Origin of the sequence: Paraburkholderia sp. EB58 (genome assembly GCF_050436665.1) — a bacterium.
In the GTDB taxonomy this organism is placed as follows: domain Bacteria; phylum Pseudomonadota; class Gammaproteobacteria; order Burkholderiales; family Burkholderiaceae; genus Paraburkholderia.
Map to the genome: position 1 here is coordinate 65689 of NZ_JBNDMQ010000027.1, position 20710 is coordinate 86398.

The 20710-nt window shown below is 61.3% G+C and carries 20 protein-coding genes; 5 read left to right on the plus strand and 15 right to left on the minus strand.

The window, feature by feature from the left end; all coding sequences use genetic code 11:
• Positions 1-305 precede the first annotated feature (305 nt).
• Complete coding sequence (locus tag P3T40_RS31160; RefSeq protein WP_429271561.1) at positions 306-1493, plus strand: transporter substrate-binding domain-containing protein; 1188 nt, start codon at positions 306-308, stop codon at positions 1491-1493.
• Entirely contained in the window at positions 1490-2092 is a 603-nt protein-coding gene (locus tag P3T40_RS31165) for an ANTAR domain-containing response regulator (RefSeq protein WP_429271562.1), read from the plus strand. Before P3T40_RS31160 ends, P3T40_RS31165 begins: the two co-directional genes overlap by 4 nt.
• Here P3T40_RS31165 and P3T40_RS31170 read toward each other — a convergent pair.
• From P3T40_RS31170 to P3T40_RS31180, 3 genes are read right to left on the minus strand one after another with little or no spacing between them, the layout of a single operon-like run.
• Positions 2082-3659, minus strand: a complete 1578-nt coding sequence (locus P3T40_RS31170; protein WP_429271563.1) for an efflux transporter outer membrane subunit — start codon at positions 3657-3659, stop codon at positions 2082-2084. The genes P3T40_RS31165 and P3T40_RS31170 overlap by 11 nt on opposite strands.
• Complete coding sequence (locus P3T40_RS31175; protein ID WP_429271564.1) at positions 3656-4729, minus strand: HlyD family secretion protein; 1074 nt, start codon at positions 4727-4729, stop codon at positions 3656-3658. The genes P3T40_RS31170 and P3T40_RS31175 overlap by 4 nt, the downstream gene beginning before the upstream one ends.
• Before the next feature lie 11 nt (positions 4730-4740).
• Entirely contained in the window at positions 4741-6333 is a 1593-nt protein-coding gene (locus P3T40_RS31180) for an MFS transporter (protein WP_429271565.1), read from the minus strand.
• 217 nt (positions 6334-6550) lie between these two features.
• Between P3T40_RS31180 and P3T40_RS31185 the strand changes: the two genes are divergently transcribed.
• On the plus strand, positions 6551-7324 hold the full coding sequence (locus tag P3T40_RS31185; protein WP_429271566.1) for an AraC family transcriptional regulator: 774 nt from the start codon (positions 6551-6553) through the stop codon (positions 7322-7324).
• Positions 7325-7336: 12 nt separating this feature from the next.
• Here the strand turns inward: P3T40_RS31185 and P3T40_RS31190 are convergent, their stop codons facing one another.
• From P3T40_RS31190 to P3T40_RS31200, 3 genes are all read right to left on the minus strand, one after another.
• Positions 7337-8014, minus strand: a complete 678-nt coding sequence (locus P3T40_RS31190) for an LrgB family protein (protein ID WP_429271567.1) — start codon at positions 8012-8014, stop codon at positions 7337-7339.
• Between the two features lie 38 nt (positions 8015-8052).
• On the minus strand, positions 8053-8466 hold the full coding sequence (locus P3T40_RS31195; RefSeq protein ID WP_429271568.1) for a CidA/LrgA family protein: 414 nt from the start codon (positions 8464-8466) through the stop codon (positions 8053-8055).
• Positions 8467-8736: 270 nt separating this feature from the next.
• Positions 8737-9105 (minus strand): response regulator transcription factor, encoded by a 369-nt coding sequence (locus P3T40_RS31200; protein WP_429271569.1) that lies wholly within the window; start codon positions 9103-9105, stop codon positions 8737-8739.
• 316 nt (positions 9106-9421) lie between these two features.
• On the opposite strand from P3T40_RS31200, the gene P3T40_RS31205 reads away from it, so the two are divergent.
• Complete coding sequence (locus tag P3T40_RS31205; protein WP_429271570.1) at positions 9422-10102, plus strand: response regulator transcription factor; 681 nt, start codon at positions 9422-9424, stop codon at positions 10100-10102.
• A gap of 10 nt (positions 10103-10112) precedes the next feature.
• On the opposite strand, the gene P3T40_RS31210 is transcribed toward P3T40_RS31205, so the two are convergent.
• The 3 genes from P3T40_RS31210 to P3T40_RS31220 form a co-directional block, all read right to left on the minus strand.
• Positions 10113-11567, minus strand: a complete 1455-nt coding sequence (locus tag P3T40_RS31210) for an ATP-binding protein (protein ID WP_429271615.1) — start codon at positions 11565-11567, stop codon at positions 10113-10115.
• Positions 11568-11688: 121 nt separating this feature from the next.
• A complete protein-coding gene (locus P3T40_RS31215; protein ID WP_429271571.1) occupies positions 11689-13386 on the minus strand; it encodes a lactate permease LctP family transporter in 1698 nt (565 codons plus the stop codon).
• Between the two features lie 61 nt (positions 13387-13447).
• Positions 13448-14977, minus strand: coding sequence for a UxaA family hydrolase (locus P3T40_RS31220; protein ID WP_429271572.1), 1530 nt, complete (start codon positions 14975-14977; stop codon positions 13448-13450).
• 160 nt (positions 14978-15137) lie between these two features.
• Between P3T40_RS31220 and P3T40_RS31225 the strand changes: the two genes are divergently transcribed.
• A complete protein-coding gene (locus tag P3T40_RS31225; protein WP_429271573.1) occupies positions 15138-15878 on the plus strand; it encodes a FadR/GntR family transcriptional regulator in 741 nt (246 codons plus the stop codon).
• Here the strand turns inward: P3T40_RS31225 and P3T40_RS31230 are convergent.
• The 6 genes from P3T40_RS31230 to P3T40_RS31255 form a co-directional block, all read right to left on the minus strand.
• Complete coding sequence (locus P3T40_RS31230; protein WP_429271574.1) at positions 15873-16823, minus strand: SMP-30/gluconolactonase/LRE family protein; 951 nt, start codon at positions 16821-16823, stop codon at positions 15873-15875. The two genes, P3T40_RS31225 and P3T40_RS31230, sit on opposite strands and share 6 nt — an antisense overlap.
• A gap of 37 nt (positions 16824-16860) precedes the next feature.
• Positions 16861-17715: an SDR family NAD(P)-dependent oxidoreductase gene (locus P3T40_RS31235; RefSeq protein WP_429271575.1), complete on the minus strand. Its 855-nt coding sequence runs from the start codon at positions 17713-17715 to the stop codon at positions 16861-16863.
• A gap of 30 nt (positions 17716-17745) precedes the next feature.
• Positions 17746-18924, minus strand: coding sequence for a M20 aminoacylase family protein (locus P3T40_RS31240; protein WP_429271576.1), 1179 nt, complete (start codon positions 18922-18924; stop codon positions 17746-17748).
• 80 nt (positions 18925-19004) lie between these two features.
• A complete protein-coding gene (locus tag P3T40_RS31245; RefSeq protein ID WP_429271577.1) occupies positions 19005-19316 on the minus strand; it encodes an NIPSNAP family protein in 312 nt (103 codons plus the stop codon).
• Positions 19317-19329: 13 nt separating this feature from the next.
• Positions 19330-19806, minus strand: coding sequence for a CoxG family protein (locus tag P3T40_RS31250; protein WP_429271578.1), 477 nt, complete (start codon positions 19804-19806; stop codon positions 19330-19332).
• A gap of 9 nt (positions 19807-19815) precedes the next feature.
• Positions 19816-20697 carry an NAD(P)-dependent oxidoreductase gene (locus P3T40_RS31255; protein ID WP_429271579.1) on the minus strand — a complete coding sequence of 294 codons (882 nt, stop codon included), beginning with the start codon at positions 20695-20697 and terminating at the stop codon, positions 19816-19818.
• Positions 20698-20710 lie beyond the last annotated feature (13 nt).

Consider the following 20710-nt stretch of genomic DNA (forward strand, 5'->3'; position numbering starts at 1 on the left):
TCGAACGACGAAATAGGTGCTGATGTTTCCCGTTGTGCACGACGGGTCAGCGAGAATCTATAAGCAATGGCTATGCCAGCGTGTGCTCCACTCCAACCATCGCACAGCGGAATACCTTGTTGCGAGCCGCACGCAAATTGATCGCTTGCATTTCAGCCCACGAGACCGGCATCATAAATACCAGTTGTTTGCGCAACTGGTTTTGAAGCAGCGCACAACGACGGTGCCTTAGCGCACCAACCACGCGCGGCGCGCACAAGTAACGCACCTCCCAAACGCAACACTGTCTTTCAACATTTCTTCGAATGACCCGTATTGATTCCGCTGGTACGTCAGACCCCATTAAGATAGGTGTCCTCTACTCACGCTCAGGCGTGACCTCGGCTGTCGAGACCACCCAATTGCAAGCCACCATGCTCGCGGCCGCGGAAATCAATCGCGCAGGTGGCGTCCTGGGTCGCGAAGTTGAACTCGTCTGCCTCGATCCGCAATGCCAGCCACGCCGTTATGCAGAGCTTGCGGAACAGTTGATCCTCGAGCACCGGGTGCGAATTATCGTCGGCTGTTATATGTCTAGCACGCGCAAGGCCGTGATACCGATCGTCGAGCGTCACAATGCACTTCTCTTCTACGCGACACCCTATGAAGGCTTTGAATATAGCCGTAATGTGATCTACACCGGCGCGGCACCCAACCAGAACACGCTGCCGCTTGCCGGTTTCATGCTTACGCAATTCGGCTCCCGCGTAAGCATGATCGGCTCGGACTATGTGTGTCCGTACGAATCAAACAGGGTAATGAGCGATCTGATCCTGGAGCGCGGTGGGGAGAAGGTGGATGAGACCTACCTGGCTCTCGATGCGCCGTGGGAGAGTTATCTGGAGGTCGCGAAACAGATCAAGCAGCGCTCACCCGACTTCATTTTCTCGACCGTCGTCGGCGAAGGCATCCCGCACCTGTATCGTGCGTTTGCGCATGTCGGTCTTGACCCGTACCGCATGCCGATTGCCAGTCACATGACTAGCGAAGCTGAAATCGCGGTCATGGGCAACGACCTGGCGCAAGGACATATCACCTCGGCCGCCTATTTCCAGAGTATCGATACGGCCGAAAATCTTGCTGCCGTTGCCCGTTATCAGGCACGCTTCGGCGCCGATCAGCCGACCAATATGTGCTGGGAAGCGGCCTATTTCCAGATGCATTTGCTCGCGGATGCGATCCGTCGCGTCGGGGCGGAAGATCCAACCCTGTTGCTCCGTGTATTGCCCGGTCTTGAATTCGAGGCGCCCCAAGGCCGTGTGCGGATCGATGAACACAATAACCACACCTACTTGCATCCATTGATTGGCCGCGTCAACGCACAGGGCCGCTTCGACATCATAGGCCGCGCACCTGAACGCGTGAAAGCCGATCCTTACGTCGTCTCGCACATCACACCGGAGTGGACCGCGCACGCCCATCCTGAGCTTGCACGCGCCGGAGCAGTCCGATGAAGCGCGCCGCAGAGACGCCGGCGATCCTGCGCGACCTGCGTTCGCTGAAGGTGGTCGTGATTCATCCACAGGATCAGGATGGAGAGGAGTTACTCGCGCAATTGCGACGTATCGGTTGCGACGTAGAGGTATGCTGGCCACGACTCGACAGCCTGCCCTCCGGTACCGGACTGGTGGTCATGGCGATGAGGCCTGAGACCCTTTCGACCGAATTCCCGTGGCTCGGAACCAGTACGTCGCCGCCCGTGATTCCGGTCGTCACGTACGAGAATCCGATCACCATCGAAGCGGTACTGCGCCTGAACGCCTTCGCGACGATACCATCGCCGGTGCGCTCATTCGGCCTGCTGACTGCTATCGCCGTGGCGTTGACCCAATTCAAGGCGTGCCGCATGCGCGAGCGCTACATCGAGCGGCTCGAGCAGAAGCAGGCGAAGCTTCGCGTGATCCAGCAGGCCAAGCAGATTGTGATGAAAGCGCGCGGCGTATCGGAAGAAGACGCCTATCAGTTGCTGCGCTCACAGGCCATGCTCAAGCGCGAGCAGATCGAGACCGTTGCAGGCGAGATCGTCAAGGCACACGAAACGCTCAGCTTTTAGGCTGCGCAGCTTGCGTGCGCGGCTGCAATGAGGATGCCTGATGAGTCTCAGGAAACGCCTGCTCCCAGCCCCCGCCGAGGGCCTTATAGAGAATGACGAGATTGACCGCAGCGCTTGCCTCGCTCTGCGCCAGATCGCTTTCGGCGTTTAGCAGGTCCCTCTGAACCGTGAGCACATTGAGGAAATCGATCGCCCCCTCGCGATAGCGCTGCTGCGCGACCCCGAGCGCGACCTGGTCCTGCTGCACCACCACCTTCAACTGGTCGCGACGCAGCTGCTCGGCATCGTAGGCCGACAGCGCATCATCCACTTCATGCCAGGCTTGCAATACCGTACGCCGGAAGACGATTGCCGCTTCCTGTTGCTGAGCCTTGCGCAACTGGAGCGTCCCCTTGAGTCTTCCGCCCTGGAAAATGGGCAGCGAGATGGAAGGACCAAAGACAAACTGATGCGAGGCCCAATCACCCAGGCTGGAAAGCTGGAGCGACTGGGAGCCAAGGCTGCCCGTCAGCGAGATCTGAGGATAGAAATCAGCCTGCGCGACGCCAATCTCGGCAGTCGCGGCGTGCAGTTGTGCTTCCGCCCTGCGGATGTCGGGACGCCGTCGTACCAGTTCCGACGGAAAGCCGATTGGCGCGCGCTCTGGCAGCGACGGAATTTCGCGCGCGTCCGCCAACGCCTGCCCGAGCGCACCGGGTTCTTCGCCGAGCAGGAAGCTTAGTGCATTGATCAGCGCATCGCGGCGCGTCCGCAGTGGCGGCAGTCGCGCTTCAATCGACGCAACCTGCGCCGACGCGCTGGCGACATCGAGGTTGGTCGTCACACCTTCGGTCAGTCGCAGGCGGGTCAGCTTGACGATGTCGCGGGCGAGCGCGAGATTCTGGTTCGTGATGTCAAGCAGGGTCTGCGTAGCGCGCAACTCGATATAGTCGCGGGCAAGCTCGGCCTGCGCGGAGAGCAGGACAGCGCGGCGGTCCTCAGCCGATGCCTGCACGGCCGCGTTGGCGGCTTCCACGCCGCGCCGCGCATGGCCCCACAGGTCCAGCTCCCAGGACGCGTCGAAACCGTACTGCCACAGGTTGTAGGGCGGCGATCCGCTCGAGCCGGGCAAGCTCGAGACACCGAACGCCGTGCTGCCATTCGCAGATTCGGGCTGGGCGCCGGCAGGCGTAACGCCTAGCAACGAAAGAATGCCATTCGGGCTCGCCTGTTCGCGGTTGTAGGACGCCGCGCCGCCTATCGTCGCGTATTGCTCCGCGCCGGCGATGCGCAATCCGGCGCGGCTTTCCAGGAGCCGCGCCGAGGCGGCCTGCACGTCGAGATTGTCAGTGGCGAGGCGCGACTCCAATCCGACCAGCACAGGGTCGCCCAACAGGGCCCACCACTCGGGCGTAAGGGTTGACTCTACAGCTCGGCTCGGCGCCTCGGCGTGGTTGGCGCGGGTGAAATCACCCGGCGCCGCAACTTTGGGCCGCTGGAAGTTCGGTCCGACCGTGCATCCGGCAAACACGGTACTCAACAACAGCGCTAGCAGAGCCGGCCGAATGGAAAGTAGACGCTGCGTCAATTTGTCCTCGTCCCTTCTACCGATGCATCGCTTGCCGCGACATTCACAGTCGGCTCGACCGAAAGACCTACGCGCAATCGGGCCGCGCCGGGTTGTCCAGGATCGACCGTAATCTTGACCGGCAGGCGTTGGACGATCTTGGTGAAGTTGCCTGTGGCGTTGTCGGGCGCAATCGGCGCGAACGCGACGCCCGTCGCCGGCGCAAGGCTATCGACGTGACCCTTCAGGACAAGGCCCGGAAAGCTGTCCACGGTGATGCGAACCGGCTGATGCGCTCGCATACGGGCCAGTTGGTTCTCCTGAAAATTGGCAATGACATACGCCTGCGACAGCGGCACCACGGCCAACAACGGCGTGCCCGCGCCGACGATGGCGCCCACGCGGATCGAGCGCTGACCGACCATGCCGTCTATCGGCGCGCGGATTTCCGTATAGGAGAGGTTGAGCTTTGCCTGCTCGAGCGCGGCCTGGGCGCGTGCCAACGTTCCGAGCGCCTTATCGCGCCCTGCACGCAGAATCTCAAGCTCCTGTTGGGCCGCGACCAGCGCGGCACGGTCGCGATCCTGGCCGGCTTGCTGCTCATCGAGCGCAGTCGCGGCGTGCTGCTGCTCCTCCATCGTCCCGGCGCCGCCCGCCGAAAGATCGCGGTAGCGCGTGGCGTTGGCACGCGCGAAGCCGATGGCGGCCTCGTCGGAATGCAAGGTCGCTTGCGCCTGTGCGACGAGCGCGGGATGCTGCGCAATCTTCGCATCGAAATCACTCACCGCTGCCATCGCTACCGTCAGGTCGCCTTGCGCGCTGGCAAGAGCGGCACGATAGTCCCGGTCGTCGATGCGGGCCAGAAGCTGGCCCGCTTCTACCACCTGATTATCGTCGACCAGGACTTCTGCAATCTGGCCGGCCACACGCGGCGCGACGAGCGTGTAATCGGCGCTGACATAGGCGTCATTCGTCGTCTCGGCGCCACGTTGGGAAAGCAGCTTTGTGCCACCCCAGCCACAACCGGCTAGTAACAGGGCGATGGCCCCTAGCAGGACCGGCTTCCGGGAGGGTTGACCAGGTAATGACATTTTCGATGCGTTCAACGGGAAGTTGTCTGAGTAGCTGCGCGCGGCGGGCGTACGCGCACAGGCACGATGGGAACGAGCAGCACAAGGGCAGCGGTAATGGCCGCCATGACGAGATAAAGGTCGGCCGACATGAGCACGACCGCCTGCTCGTGAATCCGCGCGGCCAGGTCGGCAAACGCCCCCGTCTGATTGGCGGCTTGCCCGGCGCTCAACGCCGCGCTGCCCAGCCGGTCGACGAGCATCGTGGAGTGGTAGTGTTCGCGCGCGGTGCCAAGCCCTTCCACGAGGCCTGTGCCCACCGCCGCGGCAAAGCCCTTCACCATGTTGAACATGGCGGAGGCGAATGGGCCCTCCGTTGGCGGCAGGCCAGTCGTCGTTTGCATCAGCAGCGGAATCACGGCCATCGGTTCGCCGACCGTCAGAAACGCCTGTAGCAGGTAGAAGTTCTCGCGCACCCAGTCCGAGGTCATGAAGCTGCCGAGGATGCAAGAGGTCGCGATAAGGATCAGGCCAAGCCCCAGCACCCAGCGGCAATCGACGCGTTCGATGTTTAGAATCGCAGCCGTCACCGGCAACGCGATCAGCTGCGGCAGCGCCACGACTAGCGAAAGCGGCGCAATCTGCAGCGGCCGATAGCCACGCACCTCGGCGAGATAGTCGGCCGGGATGACAGCTACGCCCAACAGAATCACCAGTACGCCAGCAAGCGTGATCAGCGAATGAGTGAAATTGCGTCGGGCCAACATCCGCAACTGAAAAAAGGGCAGCGGGTGCGACCACTCGTTCAACAGGAACAGGCAGAACAGCAGGCCTCCTCCACCGAGCATCACGCAGATCAGGGGCGAGTTCAGCCAATCCAGCCGGTCACCCTGGTACAGCCCGATCACCAGCATCGAGATGGCGGGAAAGCCGGTGAGCAAGCCAACCCAGTTGAACGAGCGGATGCGTTCCAGCCTCAGTGGATCTTGCGGCAGGCCATAGGCAATGGCCGCGCTGCTGGCGAGGCAAAGCGGCACCACCTGCCAGAACACCATGCGCCAATTGACGTATTCGGTCCAGAGTGCGGCTAACGGCGTGCCCAGGTTGGGTCCGAACGTAGCGGTGAGCGCATAGCTGGCCAGTCCATAAAGCTTGATGTTGGGCGGCAGGTAGCGCAGCGCTGCCGTCATCAGCATGGGCGGCAGGCACCCTCCGGCGAGCCCCTGCAGTGCTCTCAGGACAGCCAGCGTCTCAACGTTGGGGGCGAGCGGACAAAGGACGCCCAACAATGCGAACATGAGCGTCGCGCCGATGGTGAAACGTCGCAGCGAGAAGGTCACTGAGCACCAGGGCGCGAACGCCATGGCGGACACGTTGGTGGCTTCAAACAGCGCCGTCAGCCAGGTTCCCTCGTCGTGGCCGATAGAGAGTGCGCCGCGCACGTCCGTCATTGCCACATCGGTGACGTGCTCGTTCAGCCCGGCTGCAAGCGAGGCCAGCAGCATGCCCAGCAGTCCGATCGCAATCCGCAGGCCGAACGCGGGCGGAGCAGACAGCGGTGGCGGAGCAGATACGACGGAAATCGGTTGGCTCGGCGCGATTGCCAGAACTTCGGCAGTCGTCATACCGATGGCGCAGCAAACGCGAAGCGGGTGGCAAATAAAGATCGACGCAAACTCGGCACGGCTTACACTCAGCGTGTGTAGTGGATTACCCTTACTCTAGCAATTCCAACTTTGGCCATGTCGTCAAAAATTGCCAATGATCGTCGCAATACGGACAACCCTCTAACGATTTTTTATACAGCTAATCTGACTTCGGAATAGCGACACTCGTCTCACTATGGAAAGTTTTCGAACCATCGAGGATTGTCACCGCACGCCCCGCGCGGTTGCGGCCCTGGCAAGCGATTATCCGCATGGCTATTACATGGCTCTACACCGGCACGTGCGTGCGCAGCTGATTCATGCACTGACCGGCGTGATGACGGTCATGAGCGAGCACGGTAGTTGGGTTGTGCCGACGGGACGCGCCGTGTGGATGCCGGCCGGATCCGACCATGCGGTGCGGTTTTTCGGCGGCGTCAGCATGCGGACGGTCTATGTCGCTCCCGACGTCCGTCCCAGCCTCCCGGGCGGCTGCGAGGTCATCGAGGTGTCGCCGTTTCTGCGCGAGGCCATCGTCGTTGCGACGCGCGTACCGCTGAACTATGAGCTCGGCGGCAGGGATCACCGTGTCATGGAGCTGATTCTCGACGAACTCGAAAGAGCGCCACGGCTGCAGTTGCATGTACCGATGCCTCGAGACCCGCGGCTCGTCCGTCTGTGCGAGCAACTGGTCGCAAGCCCTTCCAATCCGGCGACACTCGCAGACCTTGCTGCCGGCATCAACGTCAGCGAGCGAACGCTCGCCCGCCTGTTTCATCGCGAACTTGGGATGAGCTTCGGCCAGTGGCTGCGCCGCATGCGCCTGTTGCTAAGCCTGCCGCGTCTCGCGGCGGGCGTGTCGGTGTTGCAGGTCGCTCTGGAGCACGGCTATGACAGCCCCAGCGCCTACTCCGCGATGTTCCGGCGGACGCTCGGCATCGCGCCGACTGCATACCTGGATGCGCAATAGAAAAATGTGCCTTTATTTCAGTGACAACAGCAAAGCGAGCAGCGGAACAATAAACGCGGTAACAAGTCCGTTTAACCCGATCCCGATTGCTGCAAAGGCAGCGGCCAGCCCACTGAGCGGCGCGATCTGGGCTGCCGCGACCCCGCTGCCGGCCACCCCGGCAGCGAGGCCCTGCGAACGCCAGTCATCCACGCGCACCCAGCGCAAGACTGTTTGACCGATCACCGCAGCAATAATGCCTCCGGCGATTGCCAGCGCCGCGGTGAGCGCGGGCACACCCCCTACTTCCTGGGCGAGTGACATCGCAATCGGCGTTGTGACCGCTTTCGGGGCCATCGACAATGCGACGTCTCGCCCTCCCCCCATGGCCCACACGACTACAACGCCGCTGAGCGCGGAAGTGAGCGAGCCTGCCAGCAGAGCCAGGCCGAGGCCGCGGACGCTGCGGCGGATGTGGTTGAGATTGAGTGCCAGCGGTACCGCGAGTGCTACCGTTGCAGGGCCCAGCAGGAAATTGATGAACTGCGCGCCGGCGAAGTACTCCGCATAGGACGTATTCGTCCATTTCAGCAGGGCAACCATGGCCAGGATCGCAATCAACACTGGGTTGGCCAGCGGTGAACGACGACACAGACGCTGAACGGCTTGCCCGAATGCAAAGGCGGCAAGCGTCAAGGTCAGCCAGAGCAACGGAGTCAGGGCCAACGGCGCCCACAGGGTGCGAAATATCACTGGACATTCTTCTCGCTGGAATCGTCGTTGGACGGCACCGCGTTGAGATTGCCCCGACGCGTGATTCTGTGCATGACGACACCTGTTACGACGAGGCCAAGTACGGTTGATACGAGCAGTCCCGTCACTATGGGCAGCCATTCGCGCTGCAGTATGCTCAGTTCTGCAATGATGCCCACGCCTGCGGGCACGAAAAGCAATCCCATGTTCGAGATCAGCGCGGTGGCGGCTCTGTCCAGGGCAGACGGACCGCTTTCCGTGGGAGTCAGCCAACCTTGTGCGCGGGTGACCAGTGCGACCGCGAGAATAAACATTCCGATGACCGGACCCGGCAGCGGCAGGTGCAGCAGCCGGCGAAGTACTTCACCCGCAAGCTGCGCTCCGATCAGAACGGTAAGCGCAAACGGCATGCTCAGTACTCCCGACGCGCTACGGTCTTGAGCATTGCGACCAGCACACTCGCCACGATAACGAGGAAGCCGGACGTGTAGATAAGCATGACCGTCATCATTGCCTGTGCTCCTTCAGATATGCCGCAATCGCGGCGTCCATCGCCGGCCGGCAGCATGAGCCGCGGCCTTGAGAACAAGGTACAGGTCAGAGGCACACGAAACTATTCTACGAACGGTTGAAATGCCTGTGTTTTTGGATCGCACACCGACACTTTCGTATATGTCGTGCTATGGCGTGCCCAGCGCAAGATTGAGCAATCGCTCGACCGTGGTGGCATCAACGGGCTTCTCGAGAAAAGCGGCTGCGCCTTTAGCCTCGATTTCTGCCCTCAGGGCAGCAGTCGGGAATGCCGTAATGAAAATGGTCGGAATTGCGTATCCGAGTCCGAGGAGGCGGTCGTGCATTTCGATTCCAGACAAGCCCGGCATCTGTATATCCGAAATCAGGAACGACGTTTCGTCGAGCAAACCTGAATCCAGAAATTCTTCCGCCGATGCAAACACTCGCGCCTGCCACCCCAACGACCGAACCAGGCTCGCGGTCGCAAACCGGGCACCCTGATCGTCATCAACGATAGAAACAACTTGAGAAGACACGAGCGACGGACCTCGAAACACTGGAAGCCAAGCATGTCACACGGAATTGCGTGGATGCGGCTCAGTACAAATCGTAGCTCGCGAGTTACCGCAGGCAAATGATACAAATGTATAAGCGGCTTACCAGACTCTCACGTCAATCCGGTCAATCCTGTCAATCATCTGACAATTTGGATGGTTATGGTCTCCCTTGTCCGGCAGGCAGCGAACTCTTGCCGCAAGCTGTATGGGATGCAGTGACGCGCGCAACAGCGGCGGCGTAAAATGTTTGAGTGCCAGCGGGTGTGACCGCACTCCGGCTACGCGAGGTGTCCAGATGACGACCAGACTGACCAACCGGATGACCGATGAGCCCGAAGCAGCCGACGTCCCCGTCGTCTACGTCGTCGATGACGACAAGGGTATCCGGCGGGCCCTCGAAATGCTGATGCGCTCCGTAGATTTGCGCGTCGAGACGTTCGAGTCCCCAGACGAATTTCTCCGCTTTCCTCGCTCGGCCGGACCAAGCTGCCTGATCCTCGATGTGCGGCTCCGCGGGAAAAGCGGCATGGCTTTTCACCAGGAAATCGTCAATAGCGGCATGCGTATTCCCGTCCTGTTTATAACCGGTCATGGCGACATCGAGATGGGGGTAAAGGCAATGAAGGCCGGCGCACTGGACTTCTTTGCGAAGCCGTTCAAAGATCAGGACATGCTCGACGCAATTGCGCAGGCGCTGGCGCGAGACAGTGAGCGACTCGCGGGAGAGGCTGCGTTATCCGGCTTGCGCGCTTCGTACCAATCCCTTTCACCGCGCGAGAAAGAGGTGATGGGCTTTGTGCTGTCCGGTCTGCTGAACAAGCAGATTGCCTCTGAGATGAGCCTGAGCGAAATCACGGTCAAGGTTCACCGTGGACAGGTCATGCGTAAAATGAACGCGCGCTCGGTGCCGGACCTCGTCCGCATGGCCGAATCGCTAGGCGTCGAGGCCTATGTTCCGCGAGACCATCATCGCTGACACGGCAACGCTACTGATGCGCGGAAACGGTAAATTGAAATGTCATTCCCGGGCCAATATTGCGCGACGCCCACACCTCCCCTCGGTGAGCTTCAACGATCGAACGACAGATGGAGAGTCCCATGCCCATTCCATCTGATTTCGTCGTGTAAAACGCGTTGAAAAGCCGGTCCAGCCCCTCGGGCTCCGTGCCGATGCCGACGTCCTCTACGGCCACGAGCACCTCGTCGGATTCGCGCAGTTCGGTGCGGATGGTTAGCACACGCGCGCGATCGGTGACGCTCGCCATGGCCTGGACACCATTCATCGCAAGATTGATGATCACCTGCTGCAGTTGGACCCGGTCGCCCCGCACCAGGGGCAATCCCGACGCGGGCTGTAGTTGCACTGTCACCCAATATCGGAGCGCCTCCGGCTTTACAAGCGCGACCGCCTCGTCGATGACCTCGTTGATGTCGAGTGGGATCAGCTCCGGATCCGCTCTTCTGGCAAGATCGCGAACGCTCCGGATCACCCCGGCCGCCCGATTGGCTTCTTCGACAACGTAACTCAAGCAGGCGCGCGCCTCGTCTACTTCCGGAACGTCGCGGGTCAGCCAACGCAACCCAGCTACGGCGGTAGTGGAGATGGAAGCGAGAGGCTGATTCACTTCATGCGCAATCGAAGCACTCATCTGTCCAAGGGCTGTTACACGAGCCACGCGGGCGAGTTCCGCCTGTGCCGTTTGCAACGCCTCTTGCGCTTCCCTCGTTGCCGTGACGTCCATCAGTGCACCCACAAGTTCCTCTTCGCCCGATTCGTATTTCGCACGATGGGTCCGGACAATCAGGTGTTTGACCGCTCCATCCGGCATCAGAAGACGGTGCTCGTAGTCCTCGTCCGGTTCGCCACGTGCCGCACGATCAATCTCGTGCAGTACAAATTCCCGGTCATCCGGGTGAACACGTTGGAGGATGAAGTCGAGCGTCGGCTTGACCGTTTCGTCCAAACCAAATATCCGATAGGTCTCCTTAGACCAGACAATGTCGCCGCTAGCTGTCGTCCAGCCAAAGCTGCCAGTATGACTTAGCCGTTGAGCATCAGCCAGATAGGCCTCACTGCGCCGCAACGCGCTTTCAGCGCCTCTTCGGGCGACGCTCAGCCACACCACAAACAGGGCGGTCACCGCCAGCAGGACGATGCGCGGCAAGTCCGTGGGCGCAACCACGAACGAACCGAGCGGCGGGATAAAATAGAAAATAAAACCTGCAACGGACAGTGCGGTCGCGAGCAAACCTGGGCCGAGGCCACCGAACCAGGCACTAAACATGATCGCGCATAGAGACAGCGATACGAACGGACTACTATGCATGCGAGGTTCCAGTAGCAGCGCCGCAACGAGCGCCGCAGCAACTGAAAGAACTACACCTGCATAGTGAGCGAAAGCGGACCGTCTGCACCACTGCAGCGGACTAGACCGGGACATATCTCCTGCCTCCACGAATCAGCAATGCCTCGCGCAAGCCGGCCGGGTCCTTCTCCTGATTGTTGCGCGGGATGCCGACAATCATACAGCCATCGAGCTGTCGTCATCCCACGTCGATTCGCTACTTCACCAGCATGCCAGTCAGCCAGTAGGCCTGACTGAGGGTAATGATGCCGGCGATAACGGCCAGTCCAATGCTGTGCTTCAGCGTGAAGCGGAACAGGTCAGATTCTCGTCCAATCAATCCGACCGCCGCGCACGCGACAGCAATCGACTGTGGCGAGATCATCTTTCCTGCCACTCCGCCCGTGGAGTTTGCAGCGACCAGCAGGATGTCGGACACGCCGATCTGATGCGCGGTGGTCGCCTGCAACGCAGCAAACAGCGCATTTGAAGACGTGTCCGACCCGGTGAGGAACACGCCGAGCCAGCCGAGCAGCGGCGCAAATAGCGGATACGCGGCACCCGTCTTGGCGAGCAGCAGCGCCATCGTCACCGACATGCCCGAGTAGTTCTCGACGAACGCGAATGCGAGGACGAGACCGATCGACAGGATCGGGCGGCGCAGATCCCTCAGCGTTTCAGCGAAGGTGTCGAACGCGGTTTTCGCGGGCATCCGCAGAAACACGATGGCCATGAGCGCTGCAAGCAGGATCCCGGTGCCGGTCGCGCCAACCAGATCGAGCCTGAACACGACATCGAGCGGCGTGGGCGTTGCAACAACCGGCGCACCCCGGATGATCAGGCGATCGATCAATGGCATGTGAAAGGACAGCGTCGTTGCCGCGAGTGCTCCTTTGGCTCCGAACAAGGCCTTGAATCCCCCGAGTCCCCACACCGTAATCGTTGCGGTCAGGAACAGAAACGGCGACCAGGCCCTCACGATCGTACCCGTCGAATAGGGGCTCGGCGTTCTGGACGGACTGAAGCCCCCCGCCATGCCTGCTGCGCCACCGCCGAAAGATGCCGTGCCATTGCCGCTGACCGAAGGCGCGAAGCTCATCTTCGGTTGCCAGACCTTCAGGAACACCCCGAGCGCGACGAGACTCACGATAGCCGACGCGACATCCGGAAGCTCAGGCCCCATGAAGTTCGAAGTGAAATACTGCGTCACCGCGAAGCTGCCACCTGCGACCAACGCGGCAGGCCACGTCTCGCGCACGCCTTTTTTGCCGTCCATGATGAAGACGAGCCAGAACGGCAGAGCGATGGACATAAATGGCAACTGCCGGCCAGCCATGGCACCGATCGAAAACGGATCCAGGCCTGACACCTGGCCCGCAACGATCACCGGAATCCCGAGTGCACCGAATGCGACAGGTGCCGTGTCGGCGATCAGGCAGAGTCCTGCGGCATACAGCGGATTGAAACCGAGCGCGACGAGCAGCGCCGCCGTAATCGCGACGGGCGCGCCGAAGCCGGCCGCGCCTTCGAGAAACGCGCCGAACGAGAAGCCGATCAGCAACATTTGCAGCCGGCGATCGTCAGTCAGGCCCACGATCGAACTGCGGATAATGTCGAACTGTCCCGAGCGGACCGAAACCTTGTAGACGAAAACCGTCGCGACAATAATCCACGCGATCGGCCACATGCCGTAGAAAAACCCGTAGAACGCCGAGGCAAATGCCATGCCGAGCGGCATGTGAAAGATCGCCACCGCGGTTACAAGCGACAGCGCGAGCGTCAGGGCCGCGGCAATATGCCCTTTCACCCTGAGCACGGCCAGACAGATGAAGAACAGAATAATCGGCCCGCTTGCGGCGAGCGCGGAAAGACCAATGCTATCGAGCGGCAAATAGTTCTGATGCCAGACTTCCATGTACACAGTCTCCTTGCGTTATTGATCTTGGTGCGGCCTTCACGGCCGCATCCGTGGTGTGTTACATCTGTGCGCCGATCATCCAGGGCACGAATTCCTCGTTGCCCACGCCGAGTGCTTCGCTCTTGCTCTTTTTTCCCGACGCAACATCGATGATCATTTCAAAAATTTCACGGCCCTTTTGCTCAACCGTGCTGTCGCCGTCCATGATGTCGCCGCAGTTGATGTCCATGTCATCTTCCATGCGCGTGTACATCTTCGTGTTGGTGGCGAGCTTGATCGACGGCGCAGGCTTGGCGCCGAAGCATGAACCGCGTCCGGTGGTGAACAGCACAAGGTTCGCGCCGCTCGCGATCTGTCCGGTTGCACCCATCGGGTCGTAGCCGGGCGCGTCCATGAACACCAGTCCTTTGGCGGTCACCGGCTCTGCGTAACGATAGACGTCCACCAGCGGCGTCGAGCCGCTCTTGGCGACGGCGCCCAATGATTTTTCGAGGATCGTGGTCAAGCCTCCGGCCTTGTTGCCCGGCGTCGGATTGTTGTCGATGCTGCCTTTTTCGCGCTCCGCGTAGTTTTCCCACCAGTGAATGCGCTCGACGATCTTCTGCCCCACCTCCGGTGTGACCGCGCGTCGCGTGAGCAAATGTTCCGCGCCGTAGATCTCGGGCGTCTCGGAGAGAATGGCAGTACCGCCATGTTGCACAAGCAGATCGACGGCAGCGCCCAGTGCAGGATTCGCCGTAATACCTGAATACCCATCCGAGCCGCCGCATTGCAGCGCGATATTCAGGTGCGACACGGGCAGCGGTTCGCGCACAGCGTTGTTCGCGACCGGCAGCATTTTCTCGATAGCGGCAATCGCGGCGTCGACCGTCTTCTGCGTGCCGCCTTGTTCCTGGATGACGAGCGGGACCGTCATCTCGCCCGTCTCGACGCCTTCGGCGACAAACATCGCGCCCATCTGATTCGCCTCGCAACCGAGTCCGATGACGAGCACGCCCGCGAAATTCGGATGCCGCACATAACCGCCGATGGTACGGCGCAGCTGCTGAATGCCTTCACCGTTATGGTCGATGCAGCAACCAAAACTGTGAGTGACCGGAACAATGCCGTCGACGTTCGGCCACGCATCCAGCGCGCCGGGCGCAGAGAAATGCTGCGTGACCAGCTTCGTCACCGTGGCGGAGCAGTTGACGGTGCTGACCACGCCAATGTAGTTGCGCGTCGCCACGCGGCCGTCAGCTCGACGAAAGCCCTGGAACGTCAGCGCGTTCTGCGCGGGCGACACGGCCTTTACATTCGTACCATAGGCGTAGTCGCGCGCGAAATCGCCCATCGAGACATTGTGTGTATGAACGTGCGCGCCGGGCTCGATCGGCTGCGTGGCGAATCCGATGATCTGGCCATAGCGTCGCACCGGGTCGCCTGCCTGTAGCGCGCGCAATGCCACCTTGTGCGCAGCCGGAATATCGTTGGCGACCAGCAGGCCGTCCAGTTCATGCAGAACGGTGCCTGCGGCGATCGCACCACGCGCGATCGCGACGTCGTCATCGCCATGCAGCGTAATGACCAGTGAGGTAGAATCCGCCATGTTTTTCCTCTTGAATTGTGGGGCTTGTAAGCCTTGCGTCGGCAGCGGGATCGGCCGTCCGCGTCTCTCATGAATAGTGGTTTTGTTCACGAGGCGATGCAAATCGGTCAGACCAATTTCTGGAAGCACCGGAATGGGATTTCATAGTCGTTCTTGCAGCGTGCTAGACAGTACCGTCCGGCAGCTCGAAGAGAAAGTGCGTGAAGGCAGTTGGGCCGCTTCGGCGCGTCTGCCGGCGGAACGGGCGCTGGCGGATTCGATGGGAGTGTCGCGCTCGACCGTGCGCGAAGCGATCCAGCGGCTCGTCAGCAAAGGAATGCTCGAAACGAAGGCTGGCAGCGGCGTGTACGTCGTGCAGAAGCAGCCCGTGCGCCTCAGCGCACCGTGGTTACAACTGGTGACGGAAAGCGCGCCATTAAGAGCAGAAATGCTCGAATTCCGGCTGGTTTTCGAGTGCGCGGCGGCCCGCTTCGCCGCGCAGCGTTCGACGGAACAAGAGTTGGACAAACTCCAGACGATTCTCCTGAAGATGCAAAACGCGGTCGCCGCTCACGACGTCGATGCGGAGGCCGTCGTCGACGGCGAGTTTCATACCGCGCTGACGGCCGCATCGCACAACCGGATGCTCGACCAGTTTTATGCGAGCACCATTACGCTGCTTCGCGAGCACATCGCCGCGAATACGTTCGATGCGACGGTCAATAACGCGAACGCTGTGATTCAATCAGCCATGCGGCTACGCCAGCACGAATCCATTTATATGGCGATTCGCGAGCGGAATCCCGACGCCGCGCAACAGGCGATGTTCACCCACATTGCCTTTGTCGGGAAACAGTTCGAGCCGGGGATTTCAACGATCGAACTATCCGCAGAACGCGGCCTCCCAAGCGCTAATCTATAGGGTCACAGCGCCCGTGGCATCCACGTACAGGGCATAGAGTGACTGTCCGGCGGCCATGAACAGGCGGTTGTGCGCAATGCCGCCAAAGCACAGGTTCGCGCAGCGTTCAGGCAGCGCGATGCGGCCGATAGCCGCGCCGTCCGGTGCGAACACCATCACGCCATTCAACTGCGGCCCTGTGCCCCAGCCCGCCCACAGGTTACCGTCCACGTCGCAGCGAAAGCCATCCGGCGCACCGTGTTCGCCACCGTCGACAAAGATGCGGCCGTTGACGAGACGTCTGCCATCCTCCACGTCATATACCCGGATGCAGCGTGGCTTCGATCCGGACTCCACAACGTAAAGGCGACGCTCATCCGGCGAGAAGCACAAGCCATTGGGATTGGCGATGTCGCCAGCGACGACCTCTGCTTCACCGGAGCGCGGATCAAAGCGGTACACGTTGGTCGGCAGTTCCGCTTCCGCTTTGACGCCACCGTAGTCGCTGAGAATGCCAAAGGGCGGATCGGTAAACCAGATGCTGTCGTCGCTCTTGACGACAACATCATTGGGCGAGTTAAGCCGTTTGCCGGCAAAACGATCCATCAGAACGGTCACGGTGCCGTTGTACTCGGTTCGCGTCACCCGGCGGTTGCCATGCTCGCAAGTGATCAGGCGCCCCTGACGATCGCGCGTATTGCCGTTGGCGAAGCCTGACGGTTTGCGAAACACCGAGACCGCGCCGCTTTCTTCATCCCACCGCATGATGCGGTTGTTCGGAATGTCGCTCCATAGAAGGAAGCGGCCATCGCCGAACCACACCGGCCCTTCACCGAAGCGCATGCCCGTCGCAAGGCGCTCCACCGCGGCATTGGTAATGCGGTATTTCAGAAAGCGCGGATCGAGGACTTCTACGGACGGATCGGGATAGGTTTCGCTCTGCCGCCACATGGCTACCTCAGTCATCACTCATCTAACGCTCACGTTCCGGCAGGCTGCCCAGTCAGTCCTTCTTCTGGATATACGCTTCGAACGCCTGCTTGTAGTCCGGGTGCCAGCGCGAAAGCGGCGGGCGATTCTCGACAATGTCTCCCGCAGCCCAAAGGATGCGTCGCTCGTCGAGGGACCGGGGCACATCGTTGTCCGGGCAGAGAATGTAGAAGTCCTTGGCATCCAACCGCTCCATCATGAAATCGACGGTCTGTTCCGCCGTCCAGGCGGCGGCTGGTTTTTCAGTCCGGCCTCGAGCGGCGAGATCGGTGAACACAAAGCCCGGAATCAGCAGGTGCGCACTGATCTGGCATCCCGGCGTGTTGCGCAATTCGTGCTGCAGCGCCTCGGTGAACGCCTTCAGGGCCGCCTTGGAGACGTTATACGCAGGGTCGCCGGGTGGCGTCGTGATGCCCTGCTTCGAGCCGGTGTTAATGATGAGGCCCGGGCGCCCGCGCGCGATCATGCCGGGCACGAAGGTCTGCGTGCCACGGATGACGCCCCACAGGTTGACCTCGAGCACCCGCTCCCAGTTGGCATCCGCCCCGAACATGCTGCTACCCGGTTGAATCCCGGCATTGTTCATGAGGATGTCCGCGCCGCCGAAGCGGTCCTGAACCGCCGCATCGAGCGCGCGCAGATCTTCGACGCGGCTGACGTCCGTCTCGATCGCCATGACACCGTTCGCGCCACGCGGCGACAGCCTGGCTATCTCCTGTGCCGCGCGATTGAGGCGGACCTCATCCACATCCGCAATGCAGACGCGAAGTCCAAGCTGCGCAAAGCGCTTCGCAGCGGCGAGTCCAATGCCGGCAGCGCCGCCCGTGACAACCGCGACGGATCCGGAAGTGAAAGCAGAGTGTGTCATCAGTAGTCCCTCTTGGTTCTTCATACAACGTTAGCTCGCCGGGGCGGCCTGCTCTAGCCGCGCCGCGCCGAATGTCTTCACAACATTCACCCAGTATGCGGCACCCGTGGCCAACGCCTCATCGTTGAAATCGTAATGCGGGTTATGCAGCGGAGCGCTTGGCGTGGGGCCATCCACGCCCATCCACACGTAGGCACCCGGTCTCGCCTGTGCCATGAACGCAAAGTCTTCCGACGCCATCGACGGTTTGCATCCGAGCGTGACAGCCGCCTCACCCACCGTCGCACGTGCCGCATCCAGTGCGATATCGGCTTCCGCAGGCGTATTGACCGTCGCCGGATAGCCGTAGTGGTATGTCAGGCTCGCTTTCGCGCCATGCGCCTGAGCGGTTAGCGTGCCAATTTCCTCGAGCAAAGCACGAATGCGCTCCTGCACCTCGGCCGCGAAACAGCGTACGGTACCGCGGATCACCGCGCGGTCCGGCAATACGTTCCAGGCTTCGCCACCGTGAATCTGCGTCACGCTCACCACGCTCGCCTCTTTCGGGGACACGCGCCGGCTTACGATGGTCTGCAGCGCAATCACAATATAGCTCGCGCAGACCAGCGCATCGATGCCCTCCTCCGGCATCGCCGCGTGCGAGCCTTTGCCGTCGACGAGAATCTCAAACGTATCGAACGAGGCCATCATCGGCCCACGGTTAAGCGCGAAGTGGCCCAGCGGCAGGCCCGGCCAATTGTGCAGACCGAACACCGCGTCGCACGGGAAACGCTCGAACAGCCCATCCTCCACCATCACACGGCCGCCGCCGGCTACCTCCTCGGCAGGCTGGAAGATAACGTGCACGGTGCCCTGCCAATCGGTATCGCGGCTTAATGAAGCGGCTGCGCCCAACAGCATCGCCGTGTGGCCGTCATGCCCGCACGCGTGCATTTTGCCCGTGTTCTGTGAGCGGTGCTCGAATGCGTTGTGCTCCGCCATGGGCAGCGCATCCATATCCGCGCGCAATCCAAGCGCCGGACCGCTGCCGCGTCGCAGTGTCCCCACTACACCGGTTCTGCCGACGCCTTCGGTAACTTCAAAGCCATAGTCCCTCAGCACCGACGCCACCAGCCGCGCCGTGGAGACCTCTTCGAACGCGGTTTCCGGGTGCGCGTGCAAGGCACGGCGCCACGTCGTCATTTTGTCGAGCAATTCAGCTTTAATCATCGTTGCTTACCTCAAGAGCAGACCGCCGCACGGTACCTGGAGCGGCACGTCAAGCGGCAACATGGTTCATGGCGTCCGGCTCAGTCCGCTGGACAAAACGGCGCCGGCGTCAGGAACACCGATTCCTGATGGACGAGATACGGCAGGATGCGTGGCGTGAATGCCTGCCAGCGCGGATCGGCTGCGAGTTTGGCGCGCTGCGCCGCCCGATGCGCGTAATCCTCATAGCCCCAGCAGAACACGATCGAGTTCAACGTGCCTGAATCTTTCGTCCAGCAACCTTTGAGCCGCGCGTACTGAGTGATGATGTCGAGTCCTTCCCGCTCGTAAATGTCCAGGAACTCAGCGACTTTTCCCGCTGTAACCTGATAAGTGCGCATTTCTACCAACATGATTCTCCCTCTTTCAGTCTGCCGTGGCTGAGGACGCGTAGCTAGCCGCGTTTTGTTCGATGTACGCCTTCAGCGCGCCGAAGAACGCGTCGAGATTCTTGCCCGCGGCGGACTGGATCAGGCGGGACCCCACGCTCATCAGCTTCCCGCCAATCTCGACGTCGGCGTCATACACCAGCGCGGTCGCTTCGCCTTGTGGTTCGAGTTGGACGCGGGCCGTGACTTTGGCGAAGCCCACCGCACCTCCGCTGCCCGAACCGACGATCGTGTAGGCTTTAGGTGGATCGAGATCCGACAATTCGACGTTGCCTTTAAACGTTGCGGCCACCGGGCCCACCCTAATCTGCACAGTCGATTCGAAATGGCGGTCGTCGAGCATTTCCAGCGACTTGCAGCCAGGCAGACACGCCTGCAGCACCACGGGGTCGTTCAATGCGCGCCATACGGTTTCTGGCGGCGCGGGCAGGATGCATTGATCAGTGAGCTTCATCGCGGCGCCTCAGTTCTCGTAGAGCTTGAACAACGCCTGGGTGCCGTTGCGTGCATAGCCCTCTTCGCTCAACTTCTTATACAGCCCGCGCACCAGTTCAAGACCCGGCAATTCACGGCCCATGTGACCGGCTTCTTCGTGCGCAATCCGCATGTCCTTGATGAAATGCTCGATGAAGAAGCCGGGCGCAAAGTCGCCATTGGCAATGCGCGGGCCCAGGTTGTTTAGCTGGAAGCCACCGGCCGCGCCGCCGCCAATCGTGCTCAATACCGTGTGGGCGTCAAGACCCGCGCTCTGCGCGTAGGCAAGTCCTTCGCACACGCCCAGCATCGTCGATGCAATGACGATCTGATTGCACAGCTTCGTGTGCTGACCGGCGCCCGGCCCGCCTTGCAGAGCGATGGTGGTGCCGAGGCAGCGCAGCATCGGCTCGACGCGCGCCAGCGCCTCGCTCGAGCCGCCGACCATGATCGACAGACGCCCTTCGCGCGCGCCGATATCGCCGCCGGAGACAGGGGCGTCGAGCATGTGCACGCCGCGCGTCTTGGCGTGGGCGGCCAGTTCTTCGGCCAGTTGCGGACTCGAAGTCGTCATGTCGACCAGCACGGCGTCGCTGCGCGCATGGTTGATCAAGCCGTCGTCGCCCAGGTACAGTGCGCGGACGTCGTCCGGAGTGCCGACGATCGTAAAGATGACATCCGATACCTCAGCCAGTGCTTTCGGGGTCTCGTGCCAGTGCGCGCCGGCCTCGATGAGCGGCTCAGCCTTGGCACGCGTCCGGTTATAGACGTTCAGCGGATAGCCAGCCGCAGCGAGCCGCGAGGCCATCGAGAAGCCCATGATGCCGAGGCCGATAAAGCCAATTGCAGGTTTGGTCGAAGCTTGATTCATGATGGTTGGGTCC

Excerpts from the sequence above, each read along its gene's own strand:
- P3T40_RS31160 (WP_429271561.1), top strand. The coding sequence starts at position 306 with ATGACCCGTATTGATTCCGCTGGTACGTCAGACCCCATTAAGATAGGT.
- P3T40_RS31165 (WP_429271562.1), top strand. The coding sequence starts at position 1,490 with ATGAAGCGCGCCGCAGAGACGCCGGCGATCCTGCGCGACCTGCGTTCG.
- P3T40_RS31175 (WP_429271564.1), bottom strand. The coding sequence starts at position 4,729 with ATGTCATTACCTGGTCAACCCTCCCGGAAGCCGGTCCTGCTAGGGGCC.
- P3T40_RS31180 (WP_429271565.1), bottom strand. The coding sequence starts at position 6,333 with ATGACGACTGCCGAAGTTCTGGCAATCGCGCCGAGCCAACCGATTTCC.
- P3T40_RS31185 (WP_429271566.1), top strand. The coding sequence starts at position 6,551 with ATGGAAAGTTTTCGAACCATCGAGGATTGTCACCGCACGCCCCGCGCG.
- P3T40_RS31195 (WP_429271568.1), bottom strand. The coding sequence starts at position 8,466 with ATGCCGTTTGCGCTTACCGTTCTGATCGGAGCGCAGCTTGCGGGTGAA.
- P3T40_RS31205 (WP_429271570.1), top strand. The coding sequence starts at position 9,422 with ATGACGACCAGACTGACCAACCGGATGACCGATGAGCCCGAAGCAGCC.
- P3T40_RS31210 (WP_429271615.1), bottom strand. The coding sequence starts at position 11,567 with ATGTCCCGGTCTAGTCCGCTGCAGTGGTGCAGACGGTCCGCTTTCGCT.
- P3T40_RS31215 (WP_429271571.1), bottom strand. The coding sequence starts at position 13,386 with ATGGAAGTCTGGCATCAGAACTATTTGCCGCTCGATAGCATTGGTCTT.
- P3T40_RS31220 (WP_429271572.1), bottom strand. The coding sequence starts at position 14,977 with ATGGCGGATTCTACCTCACTGGTCATTACGCTGCATGGCGATGACGAC.
- P3T40_RS31230 (WP_429271574.1), bottom strand. The coding sequence starts at position 16,823 with ATGACTGAGGTAGCCATGTGGCGGCAGAGCGAAACCTATCCCGATCCG.
- P3T40_RS31235 (WP_429271575.1), bottom strand. The coding sequence starts at position 17,715 with ATGACACACTCTGCTTTCACTTCCGGATCCGTCGCGGTTGTCACGGGC.
- P3T40_RS31240 (WP_429271576.1), bottom strand. The coding sequence starts at position 18,924 with ATGATTAAAGCTGAATTGCTCGACAAAATGACGACGTGGCGCCGTGCC.
- P3T40_RS31245 (WP_429271577.1), bottom strand. The coding sequence starts at position 19,316 with ATGTTGGTAGAAATGCGCACTTATCAGGTTACAGCGGGAAAAGTCGCT.
- P3T40_RS31250 (WP_429271578.1), bottom strand. The coding sequence starts at position 19,806 with ATGAAGCTCACTGATCAATGCATCCTGCCCGCGCCGCCAGAAACCGTA.
- P3T40_RS31255 (WP_429271579.1), bottom strand. The coding sequence starts at position 20,697 with ATGAATCAAGCTTCGACCAAACCTGCAATTGGCTTTATCGGCCTCGGC.